This window comes from Streptomyces sp. NPDC051322, assembly GCF_040689485.1.
Taxonomy (GTDB): Bacteria; Actinomycetota; Actinomycetes; order Streptomycetales; family Streptomycetaceae; genus Streptomyces.
The window spans coordinates 893,331-916,111 of the sequence record NZ_JBFBAK010000001.1 but is presented as its reverse complement, the minus strand read 5'-3'; the positions used below and the strand labels follow the sequence as shown (position 1 = coordinate 916,111).

Genomic DNA, 22,781 nt, shown 5'->3' with positions numbered 1-22,781 from the left:
CAGTGGCGCCGACGCCATCAAGCCCGAGCTCGAACCTGCCACTACCAGGCGCGGGCCGCCCAATAGCCGCAAGATCACGATCTACGGCTGGAGTACTAGGTGAGCGGGGACGCCGAGGTTCTGGGGGGAGGGCCTATAACCCATGAGTCGTCGCTCCAATGGATTGGTCGGCATTTGGGCTGAGGCCCAACGCCAGCAGCAACGCCAGCTTGAGGCGCAAGCCAGGCAACAGCGTGAACATGAACGGCAACACCGCGCCCACCAGCGGGAACTAGCACGCAGCCATCGCGAGCAGCAGGCCGCGTACCGGCAGCAGCGAGAGGCCGATGCCAGGCGGCGGACGGAGGAGCTGGAGGCCCAGGTCAAGTCCCTGCTGGGCTTGTTGTCCGCCGGATGTCGGACTGCAGCATTCAGAGCCACCACGCTCACCCGACCCGAGGACATCGCGGCATTCTCCCCGGGCCAACTCGCCTACCCCATCGCAATGCCGAATCCGAGCCAGTACCAAGCACAGGGCGGTTGGACCTCCAACCGGCGAGCTCAGGCGCAGGCCGAAACGCGGGCCCGGTTCGAGCGTGACTGGCACGCCGCGCAGGCTGCAGAGGCACAGCGTCAGCAGCAGCTGGCGACGTATCAGCAGCAGTATGAGCAATGGGCCAATGCTCAGCTGGCGGAGATCCGCCGGCACAACACCGGCATTGCCGAGATGACAACGGCACTTCGCAACGGTGATCCCGAAGCAGCGGTGGAGTACTTCTCTGCTGCTCTCTATTCGTCTGCCGCGTGGCCGGAGGGGCTGCCGCGTCAGGTGTCTGCTGCGTACGACTCGGCTGCGCGCCAGCTGGTTCTGAACTGGGAGCTGCCCAAATACGACGTCATCCCCGAAATGAAGTCGGTGCGGTACATGGCTTCGGCGGATCAGGACAAGGAGACAGCTCGCCCCGCAGCCCAGCGTCGAGCGATGTATCGGGACGTGCTCGCGCAGTGCGTTCTCCTCGTTCTGCACGACCTCTTCGCAGCCGATGAGTTCGGCGCTTTGGAGTCGGTCGCATTGAACGGGTTCGTGGACGACCACGACCCGGCGACGGGCAGACAGGCACAGGTCTTCCTGGCCACTGTAATGGCTTCGCGTTCAACCTTCACCGAGCTCCACTTGGAGCAGGTGAACGCTGCCGATTGCCTGGTGGACGGTCTTCGAGGCCAGCTGTCTCTGCGCCCTGATCAACGCGCTACGGTACGGCCTGGCCGGGTGCCCGAGGATGTAGGCAACGGCGTCGTCACCCACGGAGGAGACGATGAGCCGGATCTATACGAGATGGATCCGATCGCCTTCGAATCGCTGGTCGCTGATCTGTTCCGTGCCATGGGCATGCAGGCGGTGACGACTCAGCGCTCGAACGACGGCGGTGTGGATGTCGATGCGCTGGATCCGACCCCGATCCGGGGTGGCAAGATCGTCGTGCAGGTGAAGCGCTATCGCAACACCGTGCCGCCGACAGCTGTCCGTGACTTGTACGGCACCGTCCAGGACGCCGGCGCTAATAAAGGCGTACTGGTCACGACTTCCGGATTCGGCCCCGGCTCGCACACCTTCGCCAACGGCAAGCCCCTAGAACTGGTATCTGGCGCCGAATTGGTTGACCTGCTGCACCGGCACGGACTGCGTGGACGCCTGGGCAGCCGCGGACGCTCGGTTCCTGCCCAGCGGGCGACCCCGCGTGCTGCGGACGAGGCGGATGACGCCAACATCTTGAGCATGTCCTGGTCAGGCACCGTCGCCGTGGACGTGTGCGCCCTCGTCTGCCATGGCAACCGGGTACTGGACGACGACCACTTCGTCTTCTTCAACAATCCCCAGACACCAGATTGCACGGTCCGTGCGCATGCTGCTGTAGCGCCGGACAAGGCCGCAATCCGGGTGTCCTTCGACGCACTGCCCGATAGAGCTGACCGACTCGTCTTGGTCGCCGCAGTCGACCCTGCCATTAATCCTGAGGCAGACCTTTCCGGGTTCACCGAGGCTCGCATCCGACTGCTGGACCTCCCGGGGGCCGAGCTCGACCAGCTAGAGGTCTCAGACGGCCGCGCCAATGAAACCGCTTTGGTGCTCGGGTCATTCCGCCGCCGCGTCGGCGACAACTGGGAGTTCGTTATCGGAGGCAAGGGATACAGGGGCGGGCTGGAGGAGCTGATCCGGGAGTACGGCATTGACGTGGGTTCGTAGTGGCCTTCCTGCGAACACGGCTGGACGAGGACCGAGCTGGCTAGCAGATGCGACGCCAAAGGCACGTATCGGCGGCGCAGTGCGTGCCAGATCCGTGCCAGATCGAGCAGCCAGCCACGGTCAATCGGGGGCGCCGGGGAGCAGGTACGTCCCGACGGGCTCAGTCTCGTTCTGCACCTCTTGACCAGCCAAGACGGTCCCGTGATCGGCGCCAGGCCTAAAAGGCAGGCATCACCGGGAGCTCGTCGCGTTCCTGGGTGCGTGTAGTGATTCTTCTGCCTGTGTGGCCGGATCGCTCCCTTGTGGATGCTTCAGGCGCCTGTCACACAGGCAGATAGGTGGACGAGGGGGAGGGGGAGCTTCATGGCTGCGTCAGGGGAGAACTGGGCCAGGCCTTCAGATTGGGCAGTGAAGCGGTTCGGGCAACAGGCCGGCAACCTTGCTGCAGGCGTCCCGGTACAACTGGCCAAAGCGCACGCGAAGGCTCACGCCACACACGTCGCAGCCGGGCTGAAGAAGCGAAGCCCATACGGCGTGACCCTCGCGGAGGCCGTGCGCGAGTACCTGGCGGACATGGCGCGCGAGCTGGGCGAGCCCGTGCGAGAGGTGCGTTCGTACGAGTACGCGGTGATCAACGATCACGCGCTCTTCCCGTTCAAGTACGCAGACAGGCCGAGGCCCCTCGATCGCGCCCGGTTGCCCGCCAAGGCTTCTTCTACACGACGCCGCATGTTCTGGGCGCACGCGCCGGAGCCGCGGGATGCGCTGTTCGACCTCGACGGCGACCTGACAACGGAGGAGTACCTGGAACTGCACGAAGCGTTTGAAGAGCTGGGGGCCTCGACGAAGCTGGTATGTGTGTTCTTCACGGCCAGCCCTGAGAGCGGCATCCATGCCATCCATTGGGGACAAGCCCACCTCGAACCGGACCGCACCTTTGACTGGCTCCACAGCGAACAGCTCCCGGTCGCCCCCCAGCCGCTTGTGTGACGGCTCAGGGCGGGCGCGACCTGAGCCGTAGCAACGACGATGGGCGCCTGCCGGGCCGCCCCTGGGCCGTGCGAGGCCGCTCGGCAGTGACCGACAGCGACAACCAGTGACAGATCAGCTAGGGGTGGGGTAGGAGGAAAGACCAGGTCGCGGGCCCTCTGCCATACGGGTTTCCATCCGGGGATGGACGTCAGGCAAGATGGGGTGTATCTGCCCACACATCTATTGCCGGACGGTTTCTCTTGGCTGAGTTCATCTACACCATGCGCAAGACGCGCAAGGCGCACGGCGACAAGGTGATTCTCGACGACGTCACCCTGAACTTCCTGCCCGGCGCGAAGATCGGTGTCGTGGGCCCCAACGGTGCCGGTAAGTCCACGGTGCTGAAGATCATGGCGGGGCTCGAGCAGCCTTCCAACGGCGAGGCGTACATCTCGCCCGGTTACAGCGTCGGCATCCTGATGCAGGAGCCGCAGCTCGACGAGTCGAAGACCGTGCTGCAGAACGTCCAGGACGGCGCCGCCGAGCTCATGGGCAAGCTGCAGCGGTTCAACGAGGTCGCCGAGCTGATGGCGACCGACTACTCGGACGCGCTGATGGAGGAGATGGGTAAGCTCCAGGAGGACCTGGACCATGCCAACGCCTGGGACCTGGACGCGCAGCTCGAGCAGGCCATGGACGCCCTGGGCTGCCCGCCCGGCGACTGGCCCGTGGTGAACCTCTCCGGTGGTGAGAAGCGCCGCGTCGCGCTCTGCAAGCTGCTGATCGAGGCGCCGGACCTGCTGCTGCTCGACGAGCCCACCAACCACCTGGACGCCGAGTCGGTGAACTGGCTGGAGCAGCACCTGTCGAAGTACCCGGGCGCCGTGGTGGCCGTGACCCACGACCGGTACTTCCTGAACAACGTCGCCGAGTGGATCCTCGAGCTCGACCGCGGCCGCGCGCTGCCCTACGAGGGCAACTACTCCACCTACCTCGACAAGAAGGCGGCCCGCCTGAAGGTCGAGGGCCGCAAGGACGAGAAGCGCGCCAAGCGGCTCAAGGAGGAGCTGGAGTGGGTCCGCTCCAACGCCAAGGGCCGGCAGACGAAGTCCAAGGCGCGCCTCGCCCGCTACGAGGAGATGGCAGCCGAGGCGGACAAGATGCGGAAGCTGGACTTCGAGGAGATCCAGATCCCGCCGGGCCCGCGGCTCGGTTCCATCGTGGTCGAGGTCGAGAAGCTGTCGAAGGCCTTCGGCGACAAGGTGCTCATCGAGGACCTGTCCTTCACGCTGCCGCGCAACGGCATCGTCGGCGTCATCGGTCCGAACGGCGCGGGTAAGACGACGCTGTTCAAGATGATCCAGGGCCTGGAGACACCGGACACCGGTTCCATCAAGGTCGGCGACACGGTCAAGATCTCGTACGTCGACCAGACCCGGGGCAACATCGACCCGAAGAAGTCGCTCTGGGCGGTCGTCTCGGACGAGCTGGACTACATCAACGTCGGCCAGGTCGAGATGCCCTCGCGGGCGTATGTCTCGGCGTTCGGCTTCAAGGGGCCGGACCAGCAGAAGATGGCCGGGGTGCTCTCCGGTGGTGAGCGCAACCGCCTCAACCTGGCGCTGACCCTCAAGGAGGGCGGCAACCTGCTGCTCCTCGACGAGCCGACCAACGACCTGGACGTGGAGACGCTTTCCTCGCTGGAGAACGCGCTGCTCGAATTCCCCGGTGCGGCCGTGGTCATCTCCCACGACCGCTGGTTCCTGGACCGGGTCGCCACGCACATCCTGGCGTACGAGGGCGACTCCAGGTGGTACTGGTTCGAGGGCAACTTCGAGTCGTACGAGAAGAACAAGATCGAGCGCCTCGGCGCGGACGCGGTCCGCCCGCACCGTGCCACGTACAAGAAGCTGACGCGAGGCTGACCGTGCGGCACATCTACTCCTGCCCCCTGCGCTGGTCGGACATGGACGCCTTCGGGCACGTCAACAACGTGGTCTTCCTGCGGTACCTGGAAGAGGCGCGGATCGACTTCATGTTCCGGCTCGCGCCGGGGGACGGTTCGCCGTCGTTCTCCGGCGGGTCGGTGGTGGCCCGGCACGAGATCGACTACGTCCGCCCACTGGTCCACCGGCACGAGCCGGTGACCGTCGAGTCCTGGGTCACCAAGATCGGCGCGGCCTCGCTGACCATCGCCTACGAGGTCAAGGACGCCGAGCAGGTCTACGTACGGGCGTCGACGATCGTCGTCCCCTACGACCTCCGGGCCCAGCGGCCGCGGCGGATCACCGCCGAGGAGAAGGCGTACCTCCAGGAGTACCTGGACGCGCCGGGAGCACTCGTCGCATGACGGCGCGCCTGGCGTTCGCCGACGCGGGGGAAGCGGCCGATCTCACCGCTTTCCTGTCCCGGCTGATCCACTACGACCGGGCGGCCGCGGTGCGGCTGCAGTCGGGCGCGGCCGGTGGCGGCCCCGGGTCCGGTGGCGGGCAGAGCCTGGCGGTGTTCGGGCGCCCGCCCTCCTTCGAGGTGCTGGCGATCCGCACGGCCCGTCTGGAGACGCCTGCTGCGCTGGACGTCACGGTATCCGCGGGAGAGCTCCTCGAGTCGGTCGACGAGACCACCGGCACGGCGGCTGTCCCGGCCGCGGTCACCGGCCCGCCCTGGGCCGGTCTGCTGCCGCCCCGCAGCGGCTGGCAGCAGGTCCAGAGCCTGCCGTCGCCCGAGGCGATGCGGTCCACCGTGGCGGCCGTCGTCGCCGAATTCCGGGCGCGCACCGAGGGATTGGCCGCCGACCGGCGAACCCGGGCCGAGCTCGACCGGATCGGCCGGGAGATCTGGTCCCGGCCGGTCGGCGACACCGAACTCCCGGTACGGGCCGCGCACGCCGCCCAGTCGCTGGGCTTCCTGCGGCCGGTACGGGTCGCGGTGCCGGACCTCGGTACGACAGGCGGGCCCGGCGAGCCGTTGGCGCTGCTCGCCGCCGGCTCCTGGCTGCGGCTGCGCACCCCGTACGGCTCGGTGGCGGTGCGCAGGGGGACGGAGTCGATCGGTCTCGGCGGGCTGAGCGTCACCCCGGCGTAGTGCGGGTCCTGTGGCGGCGCTGCGCGTGTCGTCTGCTGCCGGACGAACCCCACCACGTCGCGGTGGTAGCGCGGCCGCGGCGCGTCGCATCCCGGTCCGGCGGGCGGGGTGGCCCGGTCATCAGCCCTCGGTGTTCACCATGGAAGCCGCGGCGTAGGTGAGGTACTTCCAGAGCTCCCGTTCGTGTTCCTCGGCGAGCCCCATTTCGTCCAGGGCCGCCCGCATGTGCTTCAGCCAGGCGTCATGGGCGGCACGGTCCACCTGGAACGGCGCGTGTCGCATTCGCAGGCGGGGATGCCCGCGGTTGTCGCTGTAGGTGCGGGGGCCGCCCCAGTACTGGATCAGGAACAGCGTGAGCCGTTCCTCGGCAGGGCCGAGATCCTCCTCCGGGTACATCGGCCGCAGCTCGGGATCCCCGGCGACACCCTGGTAGAAGTGGTGGACCAGGCGACGGAAGGTCTCCTCGCCGCCGACCTGCTCGTAGAAGGTCTGCTCCTGAAGCGTGCCGCGCGGAATCTCTGTCACACGTCCATGGTCTCAGACGTCACGCCGCAAACCGGGGCCCCGGCTGATTCGCCCGCCGGAGCATCGCTCGCCTCCCGGGCGGACGCGCCGCACAGTGGGGACATGGGTGCAGAACACGGCGCGGACATGGGCGCAGAACAGGAATTGCGGGCCGTGCTGGTGCGGGAGATCGCGGAGAGCGGTGCCCTGGCGGATCCGGCCTGGCGAGCGGCGTTCGCCGAGGTGCCGCGGCATCTCTTCGTGCCGTACTTCTTTGTCGGCGGCTTCCCCGGCCACGAGCGGCTGTGGGGCGAGGATCCGGACCCGGAGCGGCGCGAGCGCTGGCTGAAACGTGTGTACGCCGATGAGGCGCTGGCCACCCGGATGCGGGACGGTGAACTGATCTCGTCCAGCAGCCAGCCTTCGCTGATGGCGCGGATGCTGCACAGGCTCGACGTGCGGGACGGGAACGCCGTGCTGGAGATCGGCACGGGCAGCGGCTACAACGCGGCACTGCTGGCCCATCGGCTCGGAGACTCCCGGGTCACCACCGTCGACCTCGACCCCGAGATCACCGAGTCGGCCCGCCGGCACCTGCGGGCCGCCGGATACGCGCCCGCGGTGGTCACCGGGGACGGCGCCCGGGGCTGCCCGGGGCGCGGCCCGTTCGACGCGATCATCGCGACCTGCGAGCTCCCTTCCGTACCGCAGGCCTGGCTCGCACAGTGCCGGCCCGGGGCCCGCATCCTGGCGCCGCTGTCGACCGGGCTGATCCTGCTCCGGGTGCGGGACGCGGAGCACGCCGAGGGACGGTTTCTGCGCACGCCCGCCTACTTCGTGCCGCTGCGAGGGGGATCGGCGCAGGAGATCACCCCGCAGGCCGAAGGACTGCCCGGCAGGGCGGGCGAGGACGACCTCTTCCGCTTCCTGCTCACACTGACCGCGGGCAGCCTCCAGCCACCGGACGCGCTCTCCCTCTGGGAGCGCGCGGGGCGCCCGCAGAGGGAGAGATACGGCATCACGCTGAGCAGCGGGCGCGAGTGGGCCTGGCTGGACGAGCCCGACGGGCCGTGCGCCTGGCCGCTGGGACCGCAGAAGGACGTCGCTAATCCCGGTGGATCCTGATGGTGGTCCAGGCACCGACGTGGACCCGGTCGCCCGGTTCGAGCTGGACCGGCACGTAGGGCTGGATCGGGTCCTCGGCGCCGTTGACCGTCGTGCCGTTGGTCGAGTTCTGGTCGACCACGGCCCAGGAACCGTCGGGCTGCTGGACCAGCACCGCGTGCTGATGCGAGACGCCCGGGTCCTCGGGCGGGACCGACAGATCGATGTCGGGGGACTCGCCGGTGGAATGCCTGCGGCGGCCGATGGTGATCTGGCTACCGGTGAGCGGAAGCTGCTGCTCGGGGGAGTACGCGGGCAGGTTCAGGCCGGTGGCCTCGGGCCCGCTGCGCTGCATCATCGCCATGAAGTACTCACGGTCGGGGCCGACGGTGAGCGACCAGTTCCCGGGGCCCTGGGACTGCTGCGGCACGGGGGGCCGCTGTTGCTGAGGCGGCTGCGGAGCTTGCTGCTGGGCCTGCGACGGCGGGGGCAGCAGCCAGTCGTCGGGGCCCGGCTGCGGCGGCTGAGGCTGCTGGGGAGCCTGCGGCGCCCGCGGCGGCTGCGCGAACGACGGAGGCTGGGCGAAGGACGGTGGCTGCGCGAACGACGGCGCCGGAGGCCCGGACTGCTGCTGATACGACGGCGGGGGCGGCCCCTGCCGATGCGACGGGTCGTTCGTCAGCGGTTCGGCGGGACGGTTCATCTGCGAGGGCCGAGAGCTCTGGTAGTCGAACGAGTCCGGCGGCCGCGGCTGCTGGGACTGGAAGTCCGGCGGCAGGTTGGGGGCCACCGGCGTGTAGGACGTCGCGGTGTTGGTGAGGAAGTTCCAGCGGCACTCCTCGCAGAACGGCGCTCCGGCCTCCCGGGGGGTACGGCACTGCGGGCAGAGCTCCGCCTGGGCGGTGGGCTCCGGCGGGTAACCGTAACCGGCGGCAGGATGACGGTCCTGCTGGGGCTGCTGCTGCTGCGGCGGCTGCTGCTGGGGGGCTCCGCCCCCGGTGTACGCCGGCGGCGGTGGGGGAGGCGGCGGCACGGCGCCCATGCGATGGCCGCAGACCTCGCACCAGTCGTCGGAACCCGACTGGTGTCCGTTCGGGCAGGTCGGCATGGAGTCGCTTCCCCCTCTCCTCATCCGGCCCGAAGGCCGCAAAACGTTACTTCTGTTGCTTTTCGTTACTTCTTGACGCGAACTGTCTTCGTGGAGCGCGTTTCGAGGGTCATCTCGTCCGCCTCCGCGACCTTTGCCTTCAGTCGCACAGTACCTGCCACCTCGTCGACGACGTCCACCACCTTTGCCAGCAACTTCGCAGTGTCCTCGTTCCCGGAGGCCGCCGCCAGCTGTACCGCGCGGCCGAGCTTCGCCGTCGCACCATCCAGATTGCCCGACTTACGGGCATCCAATCCTTGTTGGATGGCTTGCGCCAGTTCGGCCTGTCCGGTGTAGTGCGCGACCTGGGGATTGATGGAGGTGGACGCCACCATGTCGTCCGTCCACACCGCACGCACCAGCCCCTGCGACAGCGTCTGCGAGGTGCCTGTCTGCGGGGCGCCTCCGGACGGACCGTGTCCGGACGGATCGTGTCCGGACGGCTGGGGGAGGACCAGCGAGACCCGGGCGGCGAGCATCTCCTGACCGATGCCGGCCTCCGGCACCTGCACGCAGATGTGGTAATCGCGGGACTCGTCGCCCCACGAGCCGGTCGGGTAGTCCCCGGCCCGCGGCCCGACTTCGGTACGCCGGTCCGTCAACTGCTCGACCCGGGGCGCCACTTGCTTGACGAACTTGATCTGTACGCCGACCGGCGTCCACAGCCGCAGCGAGACGTCCGCGACCTCCTTGCCCATCGCGTGCTCCATCATCCGTGTGAAGTCGGCGGCCAGGCCTGCCGGATCGGCCACGATGTCGGCCGTGCCCAGCAGCGCCGAGGCGATGCCGGTGACCTCCTTGACCTCCCAGTCGGTGCCGACCCCGCGGGCATCACAGGTGAACCGGCCGGCAGCGGCATCGATGGCGGCTCGCAGGTCCTCCGGCGACTCGTGCTCGTTACGGCCGTCGGTGAGCAGGATTCCGTGCCGTATCACCTGCTCGCCGAGAGGGCTGCCGACGGTGTTCAGCAGCCGGTCGGCAAGCCGCAGCCAGGTGCCGATCGCCGTACCACCGCCCGCGCTCAGCCTGCGCAGCGCTTCCTTGGCCTGATCGCGGGTCTGCGGATCGGCGATGGCCAGGCCGCCGTTGCCCGGGTAGATGTCCTTCGCCACATGGGTGCCCGCGACCACCGCGAAGGCGGTGCCGTCCCGCAGGGCGTCGATGGCCGCGGCCGTCGCGTCGCGTGCGTTGCGCATCTTCGTCGGCGGATAATCCATCGAGCCGGAACAGTCCACCATGAGCACTACGGCGGCTCCGGCCGCTCCCCGGGAGGCGGACGACGTGGTCAGCTCGGTGAGGGTGCCCCCGCTGGTGCCGCCTCCGGTCGAGGTGACCGTCACGATGGCGTTGACCTCGCGGCCGCCCTCCGGCAGGAACTCGTTCTGATAGACGTCGACGGAGAACTGCGGCACGGTCGATTTGGAGAAGTTGGCCATCGGGGCGGCTCCTTGAGGGCACGGCTACGGGTACACGGAACCAGTCTGCGGACAGGAGCGTGCGGACAGGGATGTGCGGACAGGGATGTGCAGACACCGATCTGCGGATACGGATATAGCGGCCTTCACGCCTCCTTGTAGCCGGATCCTGCCCCTTGTCGCGGCACCAGGAACGGCAGAACGGCCACTGTTACGTTGTCGTGGCCCCCGCCGTCGAGCGCATGACCGACGAGCACCTGGGCGCAGTGCAGCGGGCGGGCGCCCGCGTCGGTGGTGACGACCTGGGCCATCTCATCGGCCGATTCCGCGTAGTTCCACAGCCCGTCCGAGCAGACCACCACCACACCGGGGCGGTCCGGTTTGAACGATGCGGTGTGCGGCTCCAGTTCGTACGCGTCGGCGCCGAGCCACCCGGTGATGGCATGGGCGCGCTCGTCCGCGTACGCCTGCGCCTCGCTCAGCAGGCCGGTCGCGACCATCTGCGCGGCCCAGGAGTCGTCCTCGGTGAGCCGGGACGGCTGCGCGCTGCGGTCGTCGGGCACCCAGTAGACACGGCTGTCGCCGACCCAGCCGACGATCAGGAGGCCGCCCGCCACGATGGAGGCGACCAGGGTACACGCGGGGGCGTTCTGGTGCCGGTGCGGCTCGTGCTCCGTGGCCTGCGCGGGCACCGTGGCAAGGACGTTGACCGCTTCCGATGCGGCGACGATCGCGTCGTGCAGCGCCTGCTGCGGGTGGGTGCCCTGCGGGAGCGAGACCTGCAGCGCCGCATTGGCGGCGCTCGCGGCCGCCGCCGATGCCTCGTCGGGGCGGGTCGCCGATGACACGCCGTCACAGACCACGGCGACCACGGCGGGTGAGCCGTCGGGCAGGGCGACCGAGGAGACCACGAAGGCGTCCTCATTGCGGTGGTGGCGCAGCCCCCGGTCACTGACCGCGGCCACCGCGTCCAGTTCCTGCTCCATGTGGTCACGCTCGCGCGGCTGGGCGTGCCCGCAGTTCTCGCAGTAACCTTCGCCGTCGATACGGCCGGTACGGCAGGCCACACAGACCTTGCCGCCCTCCGCCGCTGCGGTGGCGGGGGCCGCCGGGGCACGCGGGTCGGGCGCGGGCAGCGGGTAGTCGTCCGGCTCGGGCGGGTCGTCGCGCCGGACCTGCGGCGGCAGTTCGCCCCCGTCCGACTCGGTGCCCGGCACATCGGCCGCGGACTGTACGGGGGCCCGGTTGCCGGCACTGTCCTGGTCGGGGGCGGCAGGCCACCCGGCCGCTCCGGTTCCCGCCTCGGCAGCGCCCGCCTCGCCGGCAGCCGGCTCCGGCTCCGCCTCCGCGACGGTGGTGGGCCGGGCGTCCGGCGGGCCGGACACGGCCGACAGGTCGTACCCGCACGCGCCGCAGAACAAGTCGCCGGGCTCCAGCGGCTCCTCGCAGCTGGGGCAGGCAGCCCACTGGTTCATCTGGGACATCAACTCACACCCACGTCCGGGGGCGGAGACGGTTGGCCCGCTCCACCAGTTCGATCCTCTCCTCGCCACGCTGGGCGAGCCGGGCAAGTACCCGGAACGAGCGTTCGAGGCCGAAGCGCAGGCCCCGCTCGTCGAGTGGACTGCCGAGCAGGGTGGTGGACTCCACCACCTGGCCGCCCCGGCCCCCGGAGAGTATCCAGTCGAGAGCCGTGCCCAGCACTTCGGTCGCCAGCTGCTCCCGGCGTACGGCATCGAGACCGAACCCCTGCAGCGCCGTCACCTGGTTCGCCGCCGCCACCAGGTCGTCCAGCAGGGCATCGGTTGCGACACGCCGCCGCAGCCTTGCCCGTACGGTGGCGACCCGGGCCGCCGTGTAGTGGATCGACGCCTCGGGCACCGACTCCAGCGTACGGACGGCGCCGCTGCGGTCACCCACCGCCAGCTGCACCCGCGAAAGGCCGAACGCGGCGCTGACGAAGCTCGGGTCCGTGGCCCACACCAGGCGGTAGTACTCGGCCGCGTTGTCCAGCTGGCCGAGCACCTCGGCGCAGACGCCGAGCGCCAGCTTGGGTGCGGGCTCGCCGGGAAACGCGTCGTAGATCGCGTCGAAGGAGAGCGCAGCCGTCTCATGGTCACCGGTGACCAGCGCGGCCAGACCCCGGTACCAGACGACCCGCCAGTCGTCCGGGTGCCGCGCCTCCAGCGCCTGGATCAGCTCCACCGCGGCGTACGCGTCCTGGTTGTCCAGCCGGGCCCGGACCTGACGCAGCCTGCGCTCCGGCGAATCGCCCGGGGCGGCCTCCAGCGCGGCGATCACTTCGCTCGGCGCCGACGCCAGCAGCCCGGCCAGGAAACCGGCGTTGGGGTCGTTCGGATCGACCAGCGGTACGGGCAGCGCCAGCGCGGTGGCGCGTGCATCGAGACCTGCCAGGAACGGCCGGTGCGGCGCGGTCTGCGGTACGGCCGCCGGCGCCGTGGGCACCGGCGGCCGCTGCGCCGGAATCCCGGACACGGTGGCACGTCGCCGCGACGGCAGCGCGCGCATCCCGAGCAACGACACGTCGCCCACCGGCTCGGCGAAGAGATCGGTGTCGGTGACCCGCACCTCGGGCCCGAACAACGTCGAGAGCGCGGGCCGCGGCCGCCCCGTCTGCAGCGACACGGCCTCCCGCAGTACGCCGGTGAGCTGCTCGGCCATCTCCGCGGCCGAGGCGAACCTGCGTGCCGGGTCCGGGTCGGTCGCCCTGACCAGCAGCCGGTAGAAGGACTCGTACGCCCGGAAGACCTCGATGTGGTCCGGGTCGGGAAGGCTGTCCACGAACACGTTCGTATAGCCCTGGAAGTCGAAGGTCAGCACCGCCAGGGTGCGCGCCACCGTGTAGAGGTCGGAGGCGATCGACGGGCCCACCTCGGCGACCTCGGGCGCCTGGTAGCCGACCGTGCCGTAGATGGCCGACTCGTCGTCGTCCATCCTGCGCACCGCGCCCATGTCGATCAGCTTCAGCTGGTCCTGCTGCTGGATCGCGTTGTCGACCTTGAAGTCGCAGTACAGCACGTTGCGGCTGTGCAGGTGGCCGAGCGCCTCCAGGGCCTCGATGCCGTACGCACAGGCCTGCTCGACCGGCAGCGGATCACGCTTTCCGCCGCTGCCGCGCCGCTCGTTGGCGATCTCCTTGAGCGACTTCCCCCCGACGTACTCCATGACGATGTAGCCGTCCATGGAACCGGTGCGCTGGTCGAGGTGTTCGACGAAGTTGTAGATCCGCACGATGTTCGCGTGCTCGATCTCGGCGAGGAAGCGCCGCTCCGAGATCGCCGCGGCCATCGCGTCCTGGTCACCGGTGTCCAGCAGACCCTTGAGCACCACCCAGCGGTCGGAGACGGCACGGTCGACGGCCAGATAGACCCAGCCGAGGCCGCCGTGCGCCAGGCAGCCCATCACCTCGTACTGACCGTGCACGATGTCGCCGGTGTGCAGCTTCGGCACGAAGGAGTACGGGTGGCCGCACTTGGTGCAGAATCCTTCCGTCCTGCCCGGTCTGTCACCCCGCGAACGGCCCACCTGGGCCCCGCAGTCGGAGCGTGAACAGAACCGCTTCCGCTCCGGCACCTCCGGATGCTCCATCACCGCGGACCGCGGATCGGGGCGTGGCACATCGGGCACGGTGACCAGGCCGGCGCCGAGCCGGCTGCGGGCCGAAGAACTCGCCGGAGCCCCGGAACTGCGCACCGACACAGAACGGGCGGAGGCCCCGCCGGACAGCCCACGCGACAGCCGCCCGGACACCGAGCGGCGCGAGGTCGACGACCGCGACGAGGAGCGCCCGGACGCGCGGGACGACGAGCCCGTGCCGCCGCGCGCGGAGGAACTGTCACCGCCGCGGCCCGCCCGGGTGAGCCCGGTCGGCGGCGAACCCAGCATGCTCGTGGCGGACACCACCGGCGCCAGACCGCAGACACCGCAGTACAGCTCGCCGCCGCCCATGTCCTCGTAACTGCCGTCGCAGCCGGGCCGCTGGCACTTCTGCTGGTCGCTCATACTGCTTCCCTCACGCGTTCCCCCTGTGGTCGGCCGGCCCGGACCGCCTCGGGACCAGGACCTCCGCCGCCGCCTGCTGATAGCGCAGCACCGCCTGTTCGGCGACGCGCAGATCGCACGGTGCGCTCCACAACATCCTGCGGGCCGCGTCGTACCGCTCGATCAGCAGCGGATCCTCGGCCATCCCGTGCCGGGCGACCTTCGCCTTGTACGCGTCCAGCCTGCCGCGCAGTTCCGCGCGGACCGCGAGCGGCGCGGTGACCGCAGACAACGACTCGCGGGCGCGCAGCAGTTCGTCGTCCGCCTCCCGCTCCAACGACTCCAGGAGCGGGGACAGCCGGTGCCACTGCGCGTGCCTGCGGTATTCGGCTGCCGCGCGTAACTGTTCCTGCAGCACCGTCGAGGGGCCGCTCACCGCGGGCACCTCCGATGCGGCGATCTTCGCGAGGACCTCGCCGCGCGCCGATCTGGCCTCGGTGAGCGTGCGGTCGGCGCGTGACAGCACGTCCCGCAGCCGCAGCAGTCGCTGCTCGGCGTCCTGCCGCACCGTGAGCACCGCTTCGATCTCGCGCCTGATGTCCTCCAGAGCGCGGGCCGCCCGGTCGTAGCGCTCGGTGTCGGCGCGGCCGCCGCCGGGCGCCGAACTGCCCTGCGCGGGGTGCCAGTAGGCCAACGGGTCGGATATCACCTCGGCGCGCAGCGCCGACAGCTCGTCGGTGATCTCCGCGAGCTCGTCACCCGCCGGGTGCTCGCCCGGCCGTACGCCGACGGAGTGCGCCAGCGAGCGGGTGCGGGCCAGTTCGGCGGCGAGCAGATCTATCCGGGCGGGCAGCGCGGACCACACCGAGTCGGAGGCGACGACCATGTCCAGGGACTGCGCGTACAGCTCGTTCATCCGGGTCACCAGCTCATCGAGCGAGACCTGCTCGGCGAGCCTGGCCGGTCCCGTGTCCGGGGGCGGGGGCCCGGTGGGTGCGCAGTGGGTGGCGGCACCGGCAAGGGTGACGCCCCGGTCGCGCAGTACGTCGGTGAGCTCCGCGAGGTCCTCCCGGCCGGGCCAGCGCCTGCGCGCCCGTAGCTCGCGGGCCTCGTGCAGCGCCGCCGTGTAGGCGTCGAAGTACGCCCAGAGCACGGTGATGCGCTGCTCGGTGGCCGCCCAGCGGTCCTTGGTGAGGCCGGTCAGCTCGGCGCCCTCGAGGAGCCTGCGGCCGGCGTGGTCCTGCAGGGCGAGGAGCGAGGTCTCGATCGCCTCGTGCTCCGCGCCGAGCCGCGCCAGTGCCCGGTCCACCTCGTCCCGGTCCATCGCCGGTCCGGTGGACCTGCCGGGCCCCTCCGGACCGGGCACGGAACCCGCGACGCCCATCGTTCACCTCTCCGCTCGGATCCTGCCTTGCCCGTTCCGGGCCCTGCCCCGTTCGACGCTGCCCTGTTCGACTCTGCCCTGAACACCCCGCCTAGCGGTACTTGGGCGGGGGCGGACCCGATATCCCCTTCATGTCGGCTGCCAGCCACGCGTTGTACGCGTGCATCCAGGGGCTGCCGGTGCCGCCCTTGCGGTAGTCGACGAGCACCTGATTGATCCGGCGCACCAGATCGTCGTTGCCCAGCTTGGTCGCGACGCCGTAGTACTCGGTGGTGAACGGCTCGCCCTTGAGGGCGACCGCCGGGTCCTGCGCCGCCTGGCCCGCGGCCAGTGCGTTGTCCGTCACCACCGCGTCGACCAGGCCCAACTGGATCCGGACCAGGCAGTCCAGCTGATTGGGCACCGTGCGCTGCTCGGTCGGCGTGTCGGCGAAGATCGCGCCGAACGACTTCTGCTTCAGCGCGTCGTACGCCGTGGAGCCGGTGGCCGTGCAGACCCGCTTGCCCCTGAGCGTGTCGTTGTATCCGGTGATCGTGGAGTCCTTCGGGGCCAGCACCTGCTGTCCGGCCTGGAAGTAGGCGGTGGAGAAGGCCACCTGACGGATCCGCGCACAGTTGATCGTCATGGTCCGCACCACGATGTCGACCTTGTCGTTCTGCAGTGCTTCGATCCGCTGATTGGTCGGGATGGCACGGTAGGTGACCTTGTCGGGATCACCCAGGATGTTCTTCGCTATGGCCCGCACCAGGTCGATGTCGAAGCCCTCCAGCGCGCCGCTTGCCGGATCGCGGTAGCCCCAGCGGTAACTGTTCTGGTCGACTCCGACGACGAGACGGCCGGCCTTCTTGATCTTGTCGATGGTGGGACCGTCGGCACTGGACGGCTGCAGGCTCGCTTCCGGGTCCTTGCAGGTGTCGGCCTCGACGGGCGACGCCGTCGCCACCCCCTGGCCGGTCGGCTGCCCGCGGTCATCCGGGCCGGCCGCGCCCAGGGAGAGCGGGACCAGCGTCGCCGCCGCCGTCAGCACGCAGGCCGCGGCCATCCCTGTGACACCGCCCCAGCCACGCAGCACGCTGCGCCTCCCCACCTGGCGCCTTCGCATAGGCTGACGCCTCCTCATCGATACTCCGAAAGCCTGCGGCTCACACCCAGACCGGCGGCCGCGGCACCGAGCACCGCCAGCACCGCGGAGCCCACCGGCAGCCCGGCCAGCGCGCCGCGCCCGTCCGATGCGGCGCTGGTGAACTCGCTCTGTTCGTGGGCGAGCGCCTGCTCCAGAGCTTTGTCCACCTGGTCGAAGCACTGGCCGGTGGAGTCGGTCTTGCCGATGACCTGCTGCAGCGCGTCTTCGTAGTCGCCGCTGTCATCGGTGCGCCGGGCGGTGGCGTGCCGGTCCTGCCAGACCTTGACGTCCGTGACCGCGGCCCGCACCGGCTCGCTGCCCGCCTTGTCGTCGGCCAGGCTCACCGCCTTGTCGAGCCCGCCGACCAGGGACGCCATCTCCTGTGCGTAGGCGAACTCGTACTGGTCGTGCTTGCCGTCCTTGGTCAGCACGGCGCCGCGGGCGACCAGGGTGAGGTTCTCGTTGGAACGGGCCTTGAGCGAGCTGATCCGGGCGTCGGTGAGCACCTTGAGTGATTCCTGGCCGTGCGCCCGGGAGGTGTGCAGGTCGGCGTCCGCGACCAGATGCCCGGCGACCATCCACAGCAGCACCACGGCGGAGGCGACCGAGGCGGCCACCAGGCCGTGGTTGAACACCCGGTTGGTGCGCAGGAAGTTCCGCCGCTGCAGGTAGATCAGGCCGGCCAGTGCCAGGACACCCACCGCGGTCCCGAAGTAGGGCCAGACGGCGGCGGAGTCGTAGTCGTCGTACAGCCGGCCGGTCTCCGCCTCGTAGAGCTTCTCGGCGGCCGGCAGCAGTTCCGTGTTCATCTGCTGGTTGGCATACCGGAGATAGGCGCCGCCGAGCGGCAGACCCTGCCGGTTGGTGGCCCGGGCGCGCTCGATCAGGCCGGTGTAGCGGGGGAGTTGCTCGTTGAGCTGGGCTATCTGCCGACCGGAGTCGGTCGAACTGTCCGTGTTGACCGCGGCTTTCACCAGCAGCCGGGACGCCGTGGTGATGTCTGCGTCGTACCGGGCACGCACATCGGCCGGCTCCTGAGTCCCGGCGAGGAAGCCGCTGGCTGCCGCCGTGTCCGCGTCGGCCAGCGAGCGGTAGATGTTCGCCGCGTCCGCGCTGAGCGGCTGGCTGTGGTTCACCACATCGTCGGCGGCCGCCGCACGGTGGGAGATTTCGATCGCCGTCACGGCTCCGAAGGCCACCACCAGTGCGGCCACGAGCGAACCGATGACCCACAGCCGTCCCGGCTCGGTCCTCGCCGCGGCGCTCAGCCGCCTCCGGGACGCGGGCCGGCCGCTGCCGGGCGCCGGCGGGTGCGTGGACGGCGCGGGTGCGGGCGCAGGGGGGTACGCAGGTGGTGGAGACTGCGTCGCGCCCCCGATCGACGGCTGTACCACTTGACCTCCCCCTCGGTCATGGACCCTTGGTCACGGACGGTGTCCCGTCTCCCGCGGCGTCGGGAGACGTGTGCCCGGCCAGCAGTATGGCCGCAGGGAGCTGTCTTCACACCAGGATTGGCTGGATCTTGATCGACCTGTCGCCCGCCTCCCCGCTGTGTCCCCACCATGAATACGTCATGGCGATCATTTCGGTTCCCCTTCCGGACGTACCGATCCGCAGTTCACCCGCAGGAGCAACGGCTTGTCGCGCCGTCAGGCCCACGTCACCCCGTCAGGCCCACGCCACTCCATCAGGCCCACGTCACCCCGTCAGGCCCACGTCACCCCTTCAGGCATAGTGCGACCGCACCCGGGCCCGCGCCTCCGCGGGCGCCCCCACCCGGTCGAGTCCCAGCAGGGCGGCGCCGAGCACCGGCGATTCGGTCACCACCCGCGGTACCGCCTTCGGCGCGCGCTCGGCCAGCAGCCGGCCGATGTGGTCGTCCAACTGGGGATGGCGGGCGGCCAGTACGCTGCCGCCCAGCAGTACGGGTGTCTCCTCGCCCAGCAGACCCAGCCGCCCGAGCGCCACCGTGGCCAGCGAGACCACCTCCTCGGCCTGCCGCTCGACCAGCGAGCGCGCCGTCGCGTCACCGGCCGCGGCGGTGGCGAACAGCACCGGTGCCAGTTCGTGCTTGCGCCGGGCCGGCAGCCGGCCCAGGTGCAACGCCTCGATCAGGGCGTACATCGTCGGCAGCCCGAAATGCGCGGGCAGCGTCCGTGCCAGCTCGGTCGGGCCGCCCCGCCCGTCCTCGGCCCGTGCCGCATGCCACAGCGCCTCCTCGGCCAGCCCCCCGCCGCCGCCCCAGTCCCCGGATATCCGGCCGATCGCCGGGAAGCGGGCGGTGCGCCCGTCAGGTGTCATGCCGACACAGTTGATGCCGGCACCGCACACCACGGCCACCCCGCGCGGCTCGTCCACCCCGGCCCGCAGAATCGCGAAGGTGTCGTTGCGCACCTCGACCGAACGGCCCCAGCGACGGGCCCGTATCGCGACGGCCAACTCGTGCTCCTCGACGGGCAGATCGGCGTTGGCCAGGCAGGCGGACACGAAGCCGGCGAACGGCTGGTCCGCTGCGCAGCCCGCCGCCCGCACCGCCTCGTCGACCGCCCCGGCCAGCACGTCCACCGCGGCCTCGACCCCCACCACCGGCGGCTGGAAACCGCCGGCCCGGCCCCTGCCCAGGACGGTGCCGTCCGCCGCGACGACGGCCACGTCCGTCTTGCTGTTGCCGGCGTCGATCGCCAGCACACTTGCTGTCACGCCCACGCCAGGTGCTCCCGGTTGTGCGCGAGGAGCTTGTCCGTCAGCTCATCGGCGTATGCGTACTGCCCGATCAGCGGGTGGGCGAGCAGCGCCCGGAAGACCCGGTCACGGCCACCGCGCAGCGCCGCTTCCAGGGCCAGGTCCTCGTACGCCGTGACGTTGGCGATCAGCCCGGCGTAGAGCGGGTCGAGGGCCGGCACCGCGAGCGGGGTCGCGCCGCTGCCGTCCACGGTGGCCTGGACCTCGATCACCGCGTCGTCGGGGAGGAACGGCAGCGTGCCGTTGTTGTAGGTGTTCACCACCTGGTAGCGGGAACCTCCGGAGCCGAGCAGCGAGGACGCCAGGTCCACCGCCGCCTCCGAGTAGAAGGCGCCGCCCCGCTTGGCGAGCAGCGCGGGCTTCTCGTCCAGCTCCGGGTCGCCGTACATCGCCAGCAGTTCCTTCTCCATCGCGGCGACCTCGGCGGCCCGCGACGGCTTGCTGCCCAGCTCCCGCACGACCTCGTCGTGCGCGTAGAAGTACCGCAGGTAGTACGAGGGCACCACGCCGAGCCGGTCCAGGACCGAGCGCGGCAGGTGCAGGTCGTCCGCGATCGCGTCACCGTGCTCGGCGAGCAGCTTCGGCAGCATGTCCGTGCCCTCGGGGCCGCCGATGCGCACGCCCAGCTCCCAGCTGAGGTGGTTGAGGCCCACGTGGTCGAGGAACACGTCCGACGGCGCGGCATCGAGGCGCGCGGCGAACTTCCGCTGGAAACCGATGGCGACGTTGCACAGCCCGACGGCGCGGTGACCGGCCTGCAGCAGCGCCCGGGTGACGATGCCGACGGGGTTGGTGAAGTCGATGATCCACGCGTTCGGGTTGGTGCGCCGGACCCGTTCGGCGATGTCCAGCACCACCGGCACCGTACGCAGCGCCTTGGCGAGGCCGCCGGCCCCCGTCGTCTCCTGTCCGACGCAGCCGCACTCCAGCGGCCAGGTCTCGTCCTGCAGCCGGGCCGCCTGTCCGCCGACCCGCAGCTGGAGCAGTACGGCGTCGGCGTCGGCCACGCCCGCGTCCAGGTCCGAGGTCGTGGTGATGACACCCGGGTGGCCCTGCTTCGCGAAGATCCGCCGGGCCAGGCCGCCCACCAGCTCGAGGCGGTCGGCCGCGGGGTCGACGAGTACCAGTTCGCTGATCGGCAGCGTGTCCCGCAACCGGGCGAAGCCGTCGATGAGTTCGGGCGTGTAGGTGGACCCGCCCCCCACTACTGCGAGCTTCATGTCAGCTACCCCTTCACTCCGGTCAGTGTGACGCCCTCGACAAAGGCCTTCTGTGCGAAGAAGAAGACGAGGATCACAGGGGCCATGACCAGTACGGTCGCGGCCATGGTCAGATTCCAGTTGGTGTGGTGCGCACCCTTGAAGGACTCCAGGCCGTAGGAGAGCGTCCAGGCCGCCGGGTTCTCCGAGGTGTAGATCTGCGGTCCGAAGTAGTCGTTCCAGGCGTAGAAGAACTGGAAGAGCGCGACGGCCGCGATGCCCGGTTTGGCCATCGGGACGATGACCCTGATCAGCGTGCGGAATTCGCCGCAGCCGTCGACCCGGGCGGAGTCGATGTACTCGTTGGGGATGGTCAGCAGGAACTGCCGCAGCAGGAAGATGGAGAACGCGTCGCCGAAGGCCATCGGGATGATCAGCGGCCAGAGCGTCCCGGAGAGATCCAGCTGCTTCGCCCAGAAGAGATACATCGGGATGATCACGACCTGCGGCGGCAGCATCATCATCGAGATGACGAGCATCAGCGACAGGTGCCGGCCGCGGAAGCGGAACTTGGCCAGCGCGTAGGCCACCGGGAGCGAGGACACCACGGTCAGCACGGTGCCGAGCCCGGCGTACAGCAGGGTGTTCCGCCACCAGGTCAGGAAGCCGGGGGTGTCGAAGACCTTGCGGTAGTTGGACCACTCGAAGGTGTGCGGCCACAGATCCCGGGTGAGGGTCTGCTGGTCGCTCATCAGCGAGGTGAGGACCACGAACACGAACGGCAGCACGAAGAAGAGCGCGGCGGCCACCCCCAGGGCGTGCACCGCGATCCAGTGCAGCAGGGCGCTGCGGCGTGCCGTCCGCCGGGCTTCGGTCACGTCGTCCCGTGGCGGCGCGGGCCGGTCGACGGCGTGGGTGAGCTGGGTCATGACGTCAGTCACCTGCCTGTACGAGTCCGCTGCGGCGCCGCATCAGCAGTGCGGTGAAGGCCATGGCGAGGGCGAAGAGGACCAGCGCGACCACGCAGGCGGAGCCGTAGTCGAAGCGCTGGAAGCCGAGCGTGTAGACGAGCTGCGGCAGGGTCAGCGTGGACTTGTCGGGGAAGCCGGGCTGGAACTGCTGGCCGCTGCCGCCGATGATGCCCGATGCGACCTTCCCGGCCACCAACGGCTGGGTGTAGTACTGCATCGCCTGAATGATCCCGGTGACCACCGCGAACATCACGATCGGTGAGATGTTCGGCAGCGTCACGAACCGGAAGCGCTGCACCGCGGACGCCCCGTCCAGCTCGGCCGCCTCGTACTGCTCCTTCGGTACGTCCAGCAGCGCGGCCATGAAGATCACCATCAGGTCGCCGATGCCCCAGACCGCGAGCATGGTCAGTGCCGGCTTGGACCAGCTCGCGTCGGTGAACCAGCCGGGCGTCGGCAGGCCGATGTCGCCGAGGATCGAATTGACCGGCCCGGTCCCGGGGTTGAGCAGAAAGACGAAGGCGAGGGTGGCGGCGACCGGGGGCGCCAGATAGGGCAGGTAGAACAGGGTCCGGAAGACCCCGGCGGCAGTCTTGATCTTGGTGATCAGCAACCCGATGCCGAGACCGAAGACCACCCGGCAGGCGACCATCACGATCACCAGCCAGAGGGTGTTCCGCATCGCCGGCCAGAAGTCCGGGTAGTTCGCGAAGACATACGTCCAGTTCTTCAGGCCGTTGAAGACCGGGGCCTTGAAGCCGTCGTACTCGGTGAACGAGAAGTAGACGGTCGAGACCAGCGGGTAGACGAAGAAGACACTGAACCCGATGAGCCACGGCGACATGAAGGCCGCCGCCCGCATCGCCGATCTCCGGCGCTTCGAACTCAAGGTGTAGGTGGCCATGGCGGG

18 protein-coding genes are annotated in these 22,781 nt (G+C 69.9%); 6 read left to right on the top strand and 12 right to left on the bottom strand.

What is annotated here, in order from left to right:
- Positions 1-142: 142 nt before the first annotated feature.
- The 5 genes from AB0436_RS04190 to AB0436_RS04170 all read left to right on the top strand — a co-directional run bounded on the left by AB0436_RS04190 (position 143) and on the right by AB0436_RS04170 (position 6,280).
- The gene (locus AB0436_RS04190) at positions 143-2,224 is read left to right on the top strand and encodes a restriction endonuclease (RefSeq protein ID WP_366466096.1); all 2,082 of its coding nucleotides are present in this window, start codon (positions 143-145) and stop codon (positions 2,222-2,224) included.
- A 408-nt stretch (positions 2,225-2,632) separates the two neighbouring features.
- The gene (locus AB0436_RS04185; RefSeq protein WP_366466095.1) at positions 2,633-3,214 is read left to right on the top strand and encodes a hypothetical protein; all 582 of its coding nucleotides are present in this window, start codon (positions 2,633-2,635) and stop codon (positions 3,212-3,214) included.
- A gap of 242 nt (positions 3,215-3,456) precedes the next feature.
- Positions 3,457-5,121, top strand: coding sequence for an energy-dependent translational throttle protein EttA (gene ettA / locus AB0436_RS04180; RefSeq protein WP_366466094.1), 1,665 nt, complete (start codon positions 3,457-3,459; stop codon positions 5,119-5,121).
- A 2-nt stretch (positions 5,122-5,123) separates the two neighbouring features.
- Positions 5,124-5,546: a thioesterase family protein gene (locus AB0436_RS04175; protein ID WP_365850328.1), complete on the top strand. Its 423-nt coding sequence runs from the start codon at positions 5,124-5,126 to the stop codon at positions 5,544-5,546.
- The gene (locus AB0436_RS04170) at positions 5,543-6,280 is read left to right on the top strand and encodes a hypothetical protein (protein WP_366466093.1); all 738 of its coding nucleotides are present in this window, start codon (positions 5,543-5,545) and stop codon (positions 6,278-6,280) included. The genes AB0436_RS04175 and AB0436_RS04170 overlap by 4 nt, the downstream gene beginning before the upstream one ends.
- A gap of 120 nt (positions 6,281-6,400) precedes the next feature.
- Here AB0436_RS04170 and AB0436_RS04165 read toward each other — a convergent pair whose 3' ends face one another.
- On the bottom strand, positions 6,401-6,805 hold the full coding sequence (locus tag AB0436_RS04165) for a globin (protein WP_366466092.1): 405 nt from the start codon (positions 6,803-6,805) through the stop codon (positions 6,401-6,403).
- 102 nt (positions 6,806-6,907) lie between these two features.
- Here AB0436_RS04165 and AB0436_RS04160 point away from each other — a divergent pair, with 102 nt between their 5' ends.
- Positions 6,908-7,909: a methyltransferase domain-containing protein gene (locus tag AB0436_RS04160; protein WP_366466091.1), complete on the top strand. Its 1,002-nt coding sequence runs from the start codon at positions 6,908-6,910 to the stop codon at positions 7,907-7,909.
- Here AB0436_RS04160 and AB0436_RS04155 read toward each other — a convergent pair.
- From AB0436_RS04155 to AB0436_RS04105, 11 genes are all read right to left on the bottom strand, one after another.
- On the bottom strand, positions 7,890-8,996 hold the full coding sequence (locus AB0436_RS04155; protein ID WP_366466090.1) for an FHA domain-containing protein: 1,107 nt from the start codon (positions 8,994-8,996) through the stop codon (positions 7,890-7,892). The genes AB0436_RS04160 and AB0436_RS04155 overlap by 20 nt on opposite strands.
- Before the next feature lie 65 nt (positions 8,997-9,061).
- Positions 9,062-10,471, bottom strand: a complete 1,410-nt coding sequence (locus tag AB0436_RS04150; RefSeq protein ID WP_366466089.1) for a VWA domain-containing protein — start codon at positions 10,469-10,471, stop codon at positions 9,062-9,064.
- 125 nt (positions 10,472-10,596) lie between these two features.
- Positions 10,597-11,934: a PP2C family serine/threonine-protein phosphatase gene (locus AB0436_RS04145; protein WP_366466088.1), complete on the bottom strand. Its 1,338-nt coding sequence runs from the start codon at positions 11,932-11,934 to the stop codon at positions 10,597-10,599.
- A 4-nt stretch (positions 11,935-11,938) separates the two neighbouring features.
- The gene (locus AB0436_RS04140; protein ID WP_366466087.1) at positions 11,939-14,473 is read right to left on the bottom strand and encodes a tetratricopeptide repeat protein; all 2,535 of its coding nucleotides are present in this window, start codon (positions 14,471-14,473) and stop codon (positions 11,939-11,941) included.
- 10 nt (positions 14,474-14,483) lie between these two features.
- A complete protein-coding gene (locus AB0436_RS04135) occupies positions 14,484-15,836 on the bottom strand; it encodes a hypothetical protein (RefSeq protein ID WP_366466086.1) in 1,353 nt (450 codons plus the stop codon).
- A gap of 91 nt (positions 15,837-15,927) precedes the next feature.
- Entirely contained in the window at positions 15,928-16,938 is a 1,011-nt protein-coding gene (locus AB0436_RS04130) for a glutamate ABC transporter substrate-binding protein (RefSeq protein WP_366466085.1), read from the bottom strand.
- A 14-nt stretch (positions 16,939-16,952) separates the two neighbouring features.
- Entirely contained in the window at positions 16,953-18,227 is a 1,275-nt protein-coding gene (locus tag AB0436_RS04125) for a hypothetical protein (RefSeq protein WP_366466149.1), read from the bottom strand.
- A 457-nt stretch (positions 18,228-18,684) separates the two neighbouring features.
- Positions 18,685-19,665 carry a BadF/BadG/BcrA/BcrD ATPase family protein gene (locus AB0436_RS04120; RefSeq protein ID WP_366466084.1) on the bottom strand — a complete coding sequence of 327 codons (981 nt, stop codon included), beginning with the start codon at positions 19,663-19,665 and terminating at the stop codon, positions 18,685-18,687.
- Positions 19,656-20,921 carry a 6-phospho-beta-glucosidase gene (locus tag AB0436_RS04115; RefSeq protein ID WP_366466083.1) on the bottom strand — a complete coding sequence of 422 codons (1,266 nt, stop codon included), beginning with the start codon at positions 20,919-20,921 and terminating at the stop codon, positions 19,656-19,658. The genes AB0436_RS04120 and AB0436_RS04115 overlap by 10 nt, the downstream gene beginning before the upstream one ends.
- 5 nt (positions 20,922-20,926) lie before the next feature.
- Entirely contained in the window at positions 20,927-21,829 is a 903-nt protein-coding gene (locus AB0436_RS04110) for a carbohydrate ABC transporter permease (RefSeq protein ID WP_366466082.1), read from the bottom strand.
- 4 nt (positions 21,830-21,833) lie between these two features.
- Complete coding sequence (locus tag AB0436_RS04105) at positions 21,834-22,775, bottom strand: sugar ABC transporter permease (protein ID WP_366466081.1); 942 nt, start codon at positions 22,773-22,775, stop codon at positions 21,834-21,836.
- Positions 22,776-22,781: the final 6 nt, after the last annotated feature.

What these genes read in the sequence shown, in the direction of transcription:
- AB0436_RS04190 (WP_366466096.1), top strand. Translation starts at nt 143, where the DNA reads ATGAGTCGTCGCTCCAATGGATTGGTCGGCATTTGGGCTGAGGCCCAA.
- AB0436_RS04170 (WP_366466093.1), top strand. Translation starts at nt 5,543, where the DNA reads ATGACGGCGCGCCTGGCGTTCGCCGACGCGGGGGAAGCGGCCGATCTC.
- AB0436_RS04160 (WP_366466091.1), top strand. Translation starts at nt 6,908, where the DNA reads ATGGGTGCAGAACACGGCGCGGACATGGGCGCAGAACAGGAATTGCGG.
- AB0436_RS04155 (WP_366466090.1), bottom strand. Translation starts at nt 8,996, where the DNA reads ATGCCGACCTGCCCGAACGGACACCAGTCGGGTTCCGACGACTGGTGC.
- AB0436_RS04150 (WP_366466089.1), bottom strand. Translation starts at nt 10,471, where the DNA reads ATGGCCAACTTCTCCAAATCGACCGTGCCGCAGTTCTCCGTCGACGTC.
- AB0436_RS04145 (WP_366466088.1), bottom strand. Translation starts at nt 11,934, where the DNA reads ATGTCCCAGATGAACCAGTGGGCTGCCTGCCCCAGCTGCGAGGAGCCG.
- AB0436_RS04140 (WP_366466087.1), bottom strand. Translation starts at nt 14,473, where the DNA reads ATGAGCGACCAGCAGAAGTGCCAGCGGCCCGGCTGCGACGGCAGTTAC.
- AB0436_RS04135 (WP_366466086.1), bottom strand. Translation starts at nt 15,836, where the DNA reads ATGGGCGTCGCGGGTTCCGTGCCCGGTCCGGAGGGGCCCGGCAGGTCC.
- AB0436_RS04130 (WP_366466085.1), bottom strand. Translation starts at nt 16,938, where the DNA reads ATGCGAAGGCGCCAGGTGGGGAGGCGCAGCGTGCTGCGTGGCTGGGGC.
- AB0436_RS04115 (WP_366466083.1), bottom strand. Translation starts at nt 20,921, where the DNA reads ATGAAGCTCGCAGTAGTGGGGGGCGGGTCCACCTACACGCCCGAACTC.
- AB0436_RS04110 (WP_366466082.1), bottom strand. Translation starts at nt 21,829, where the DNA reads ATGACCCAGCTCACCCACGCCGTCGACCGGCCCGCGCCGCCACGGGAC.
- AB0436_RS04105 (WP_366466081.1), bottom strand. Translation starts at nt 22,775, where the DNA reads ATGGCCACCTACACCTTGAGTTCGAAGCGCCGGAGATCGGCGATGCGG.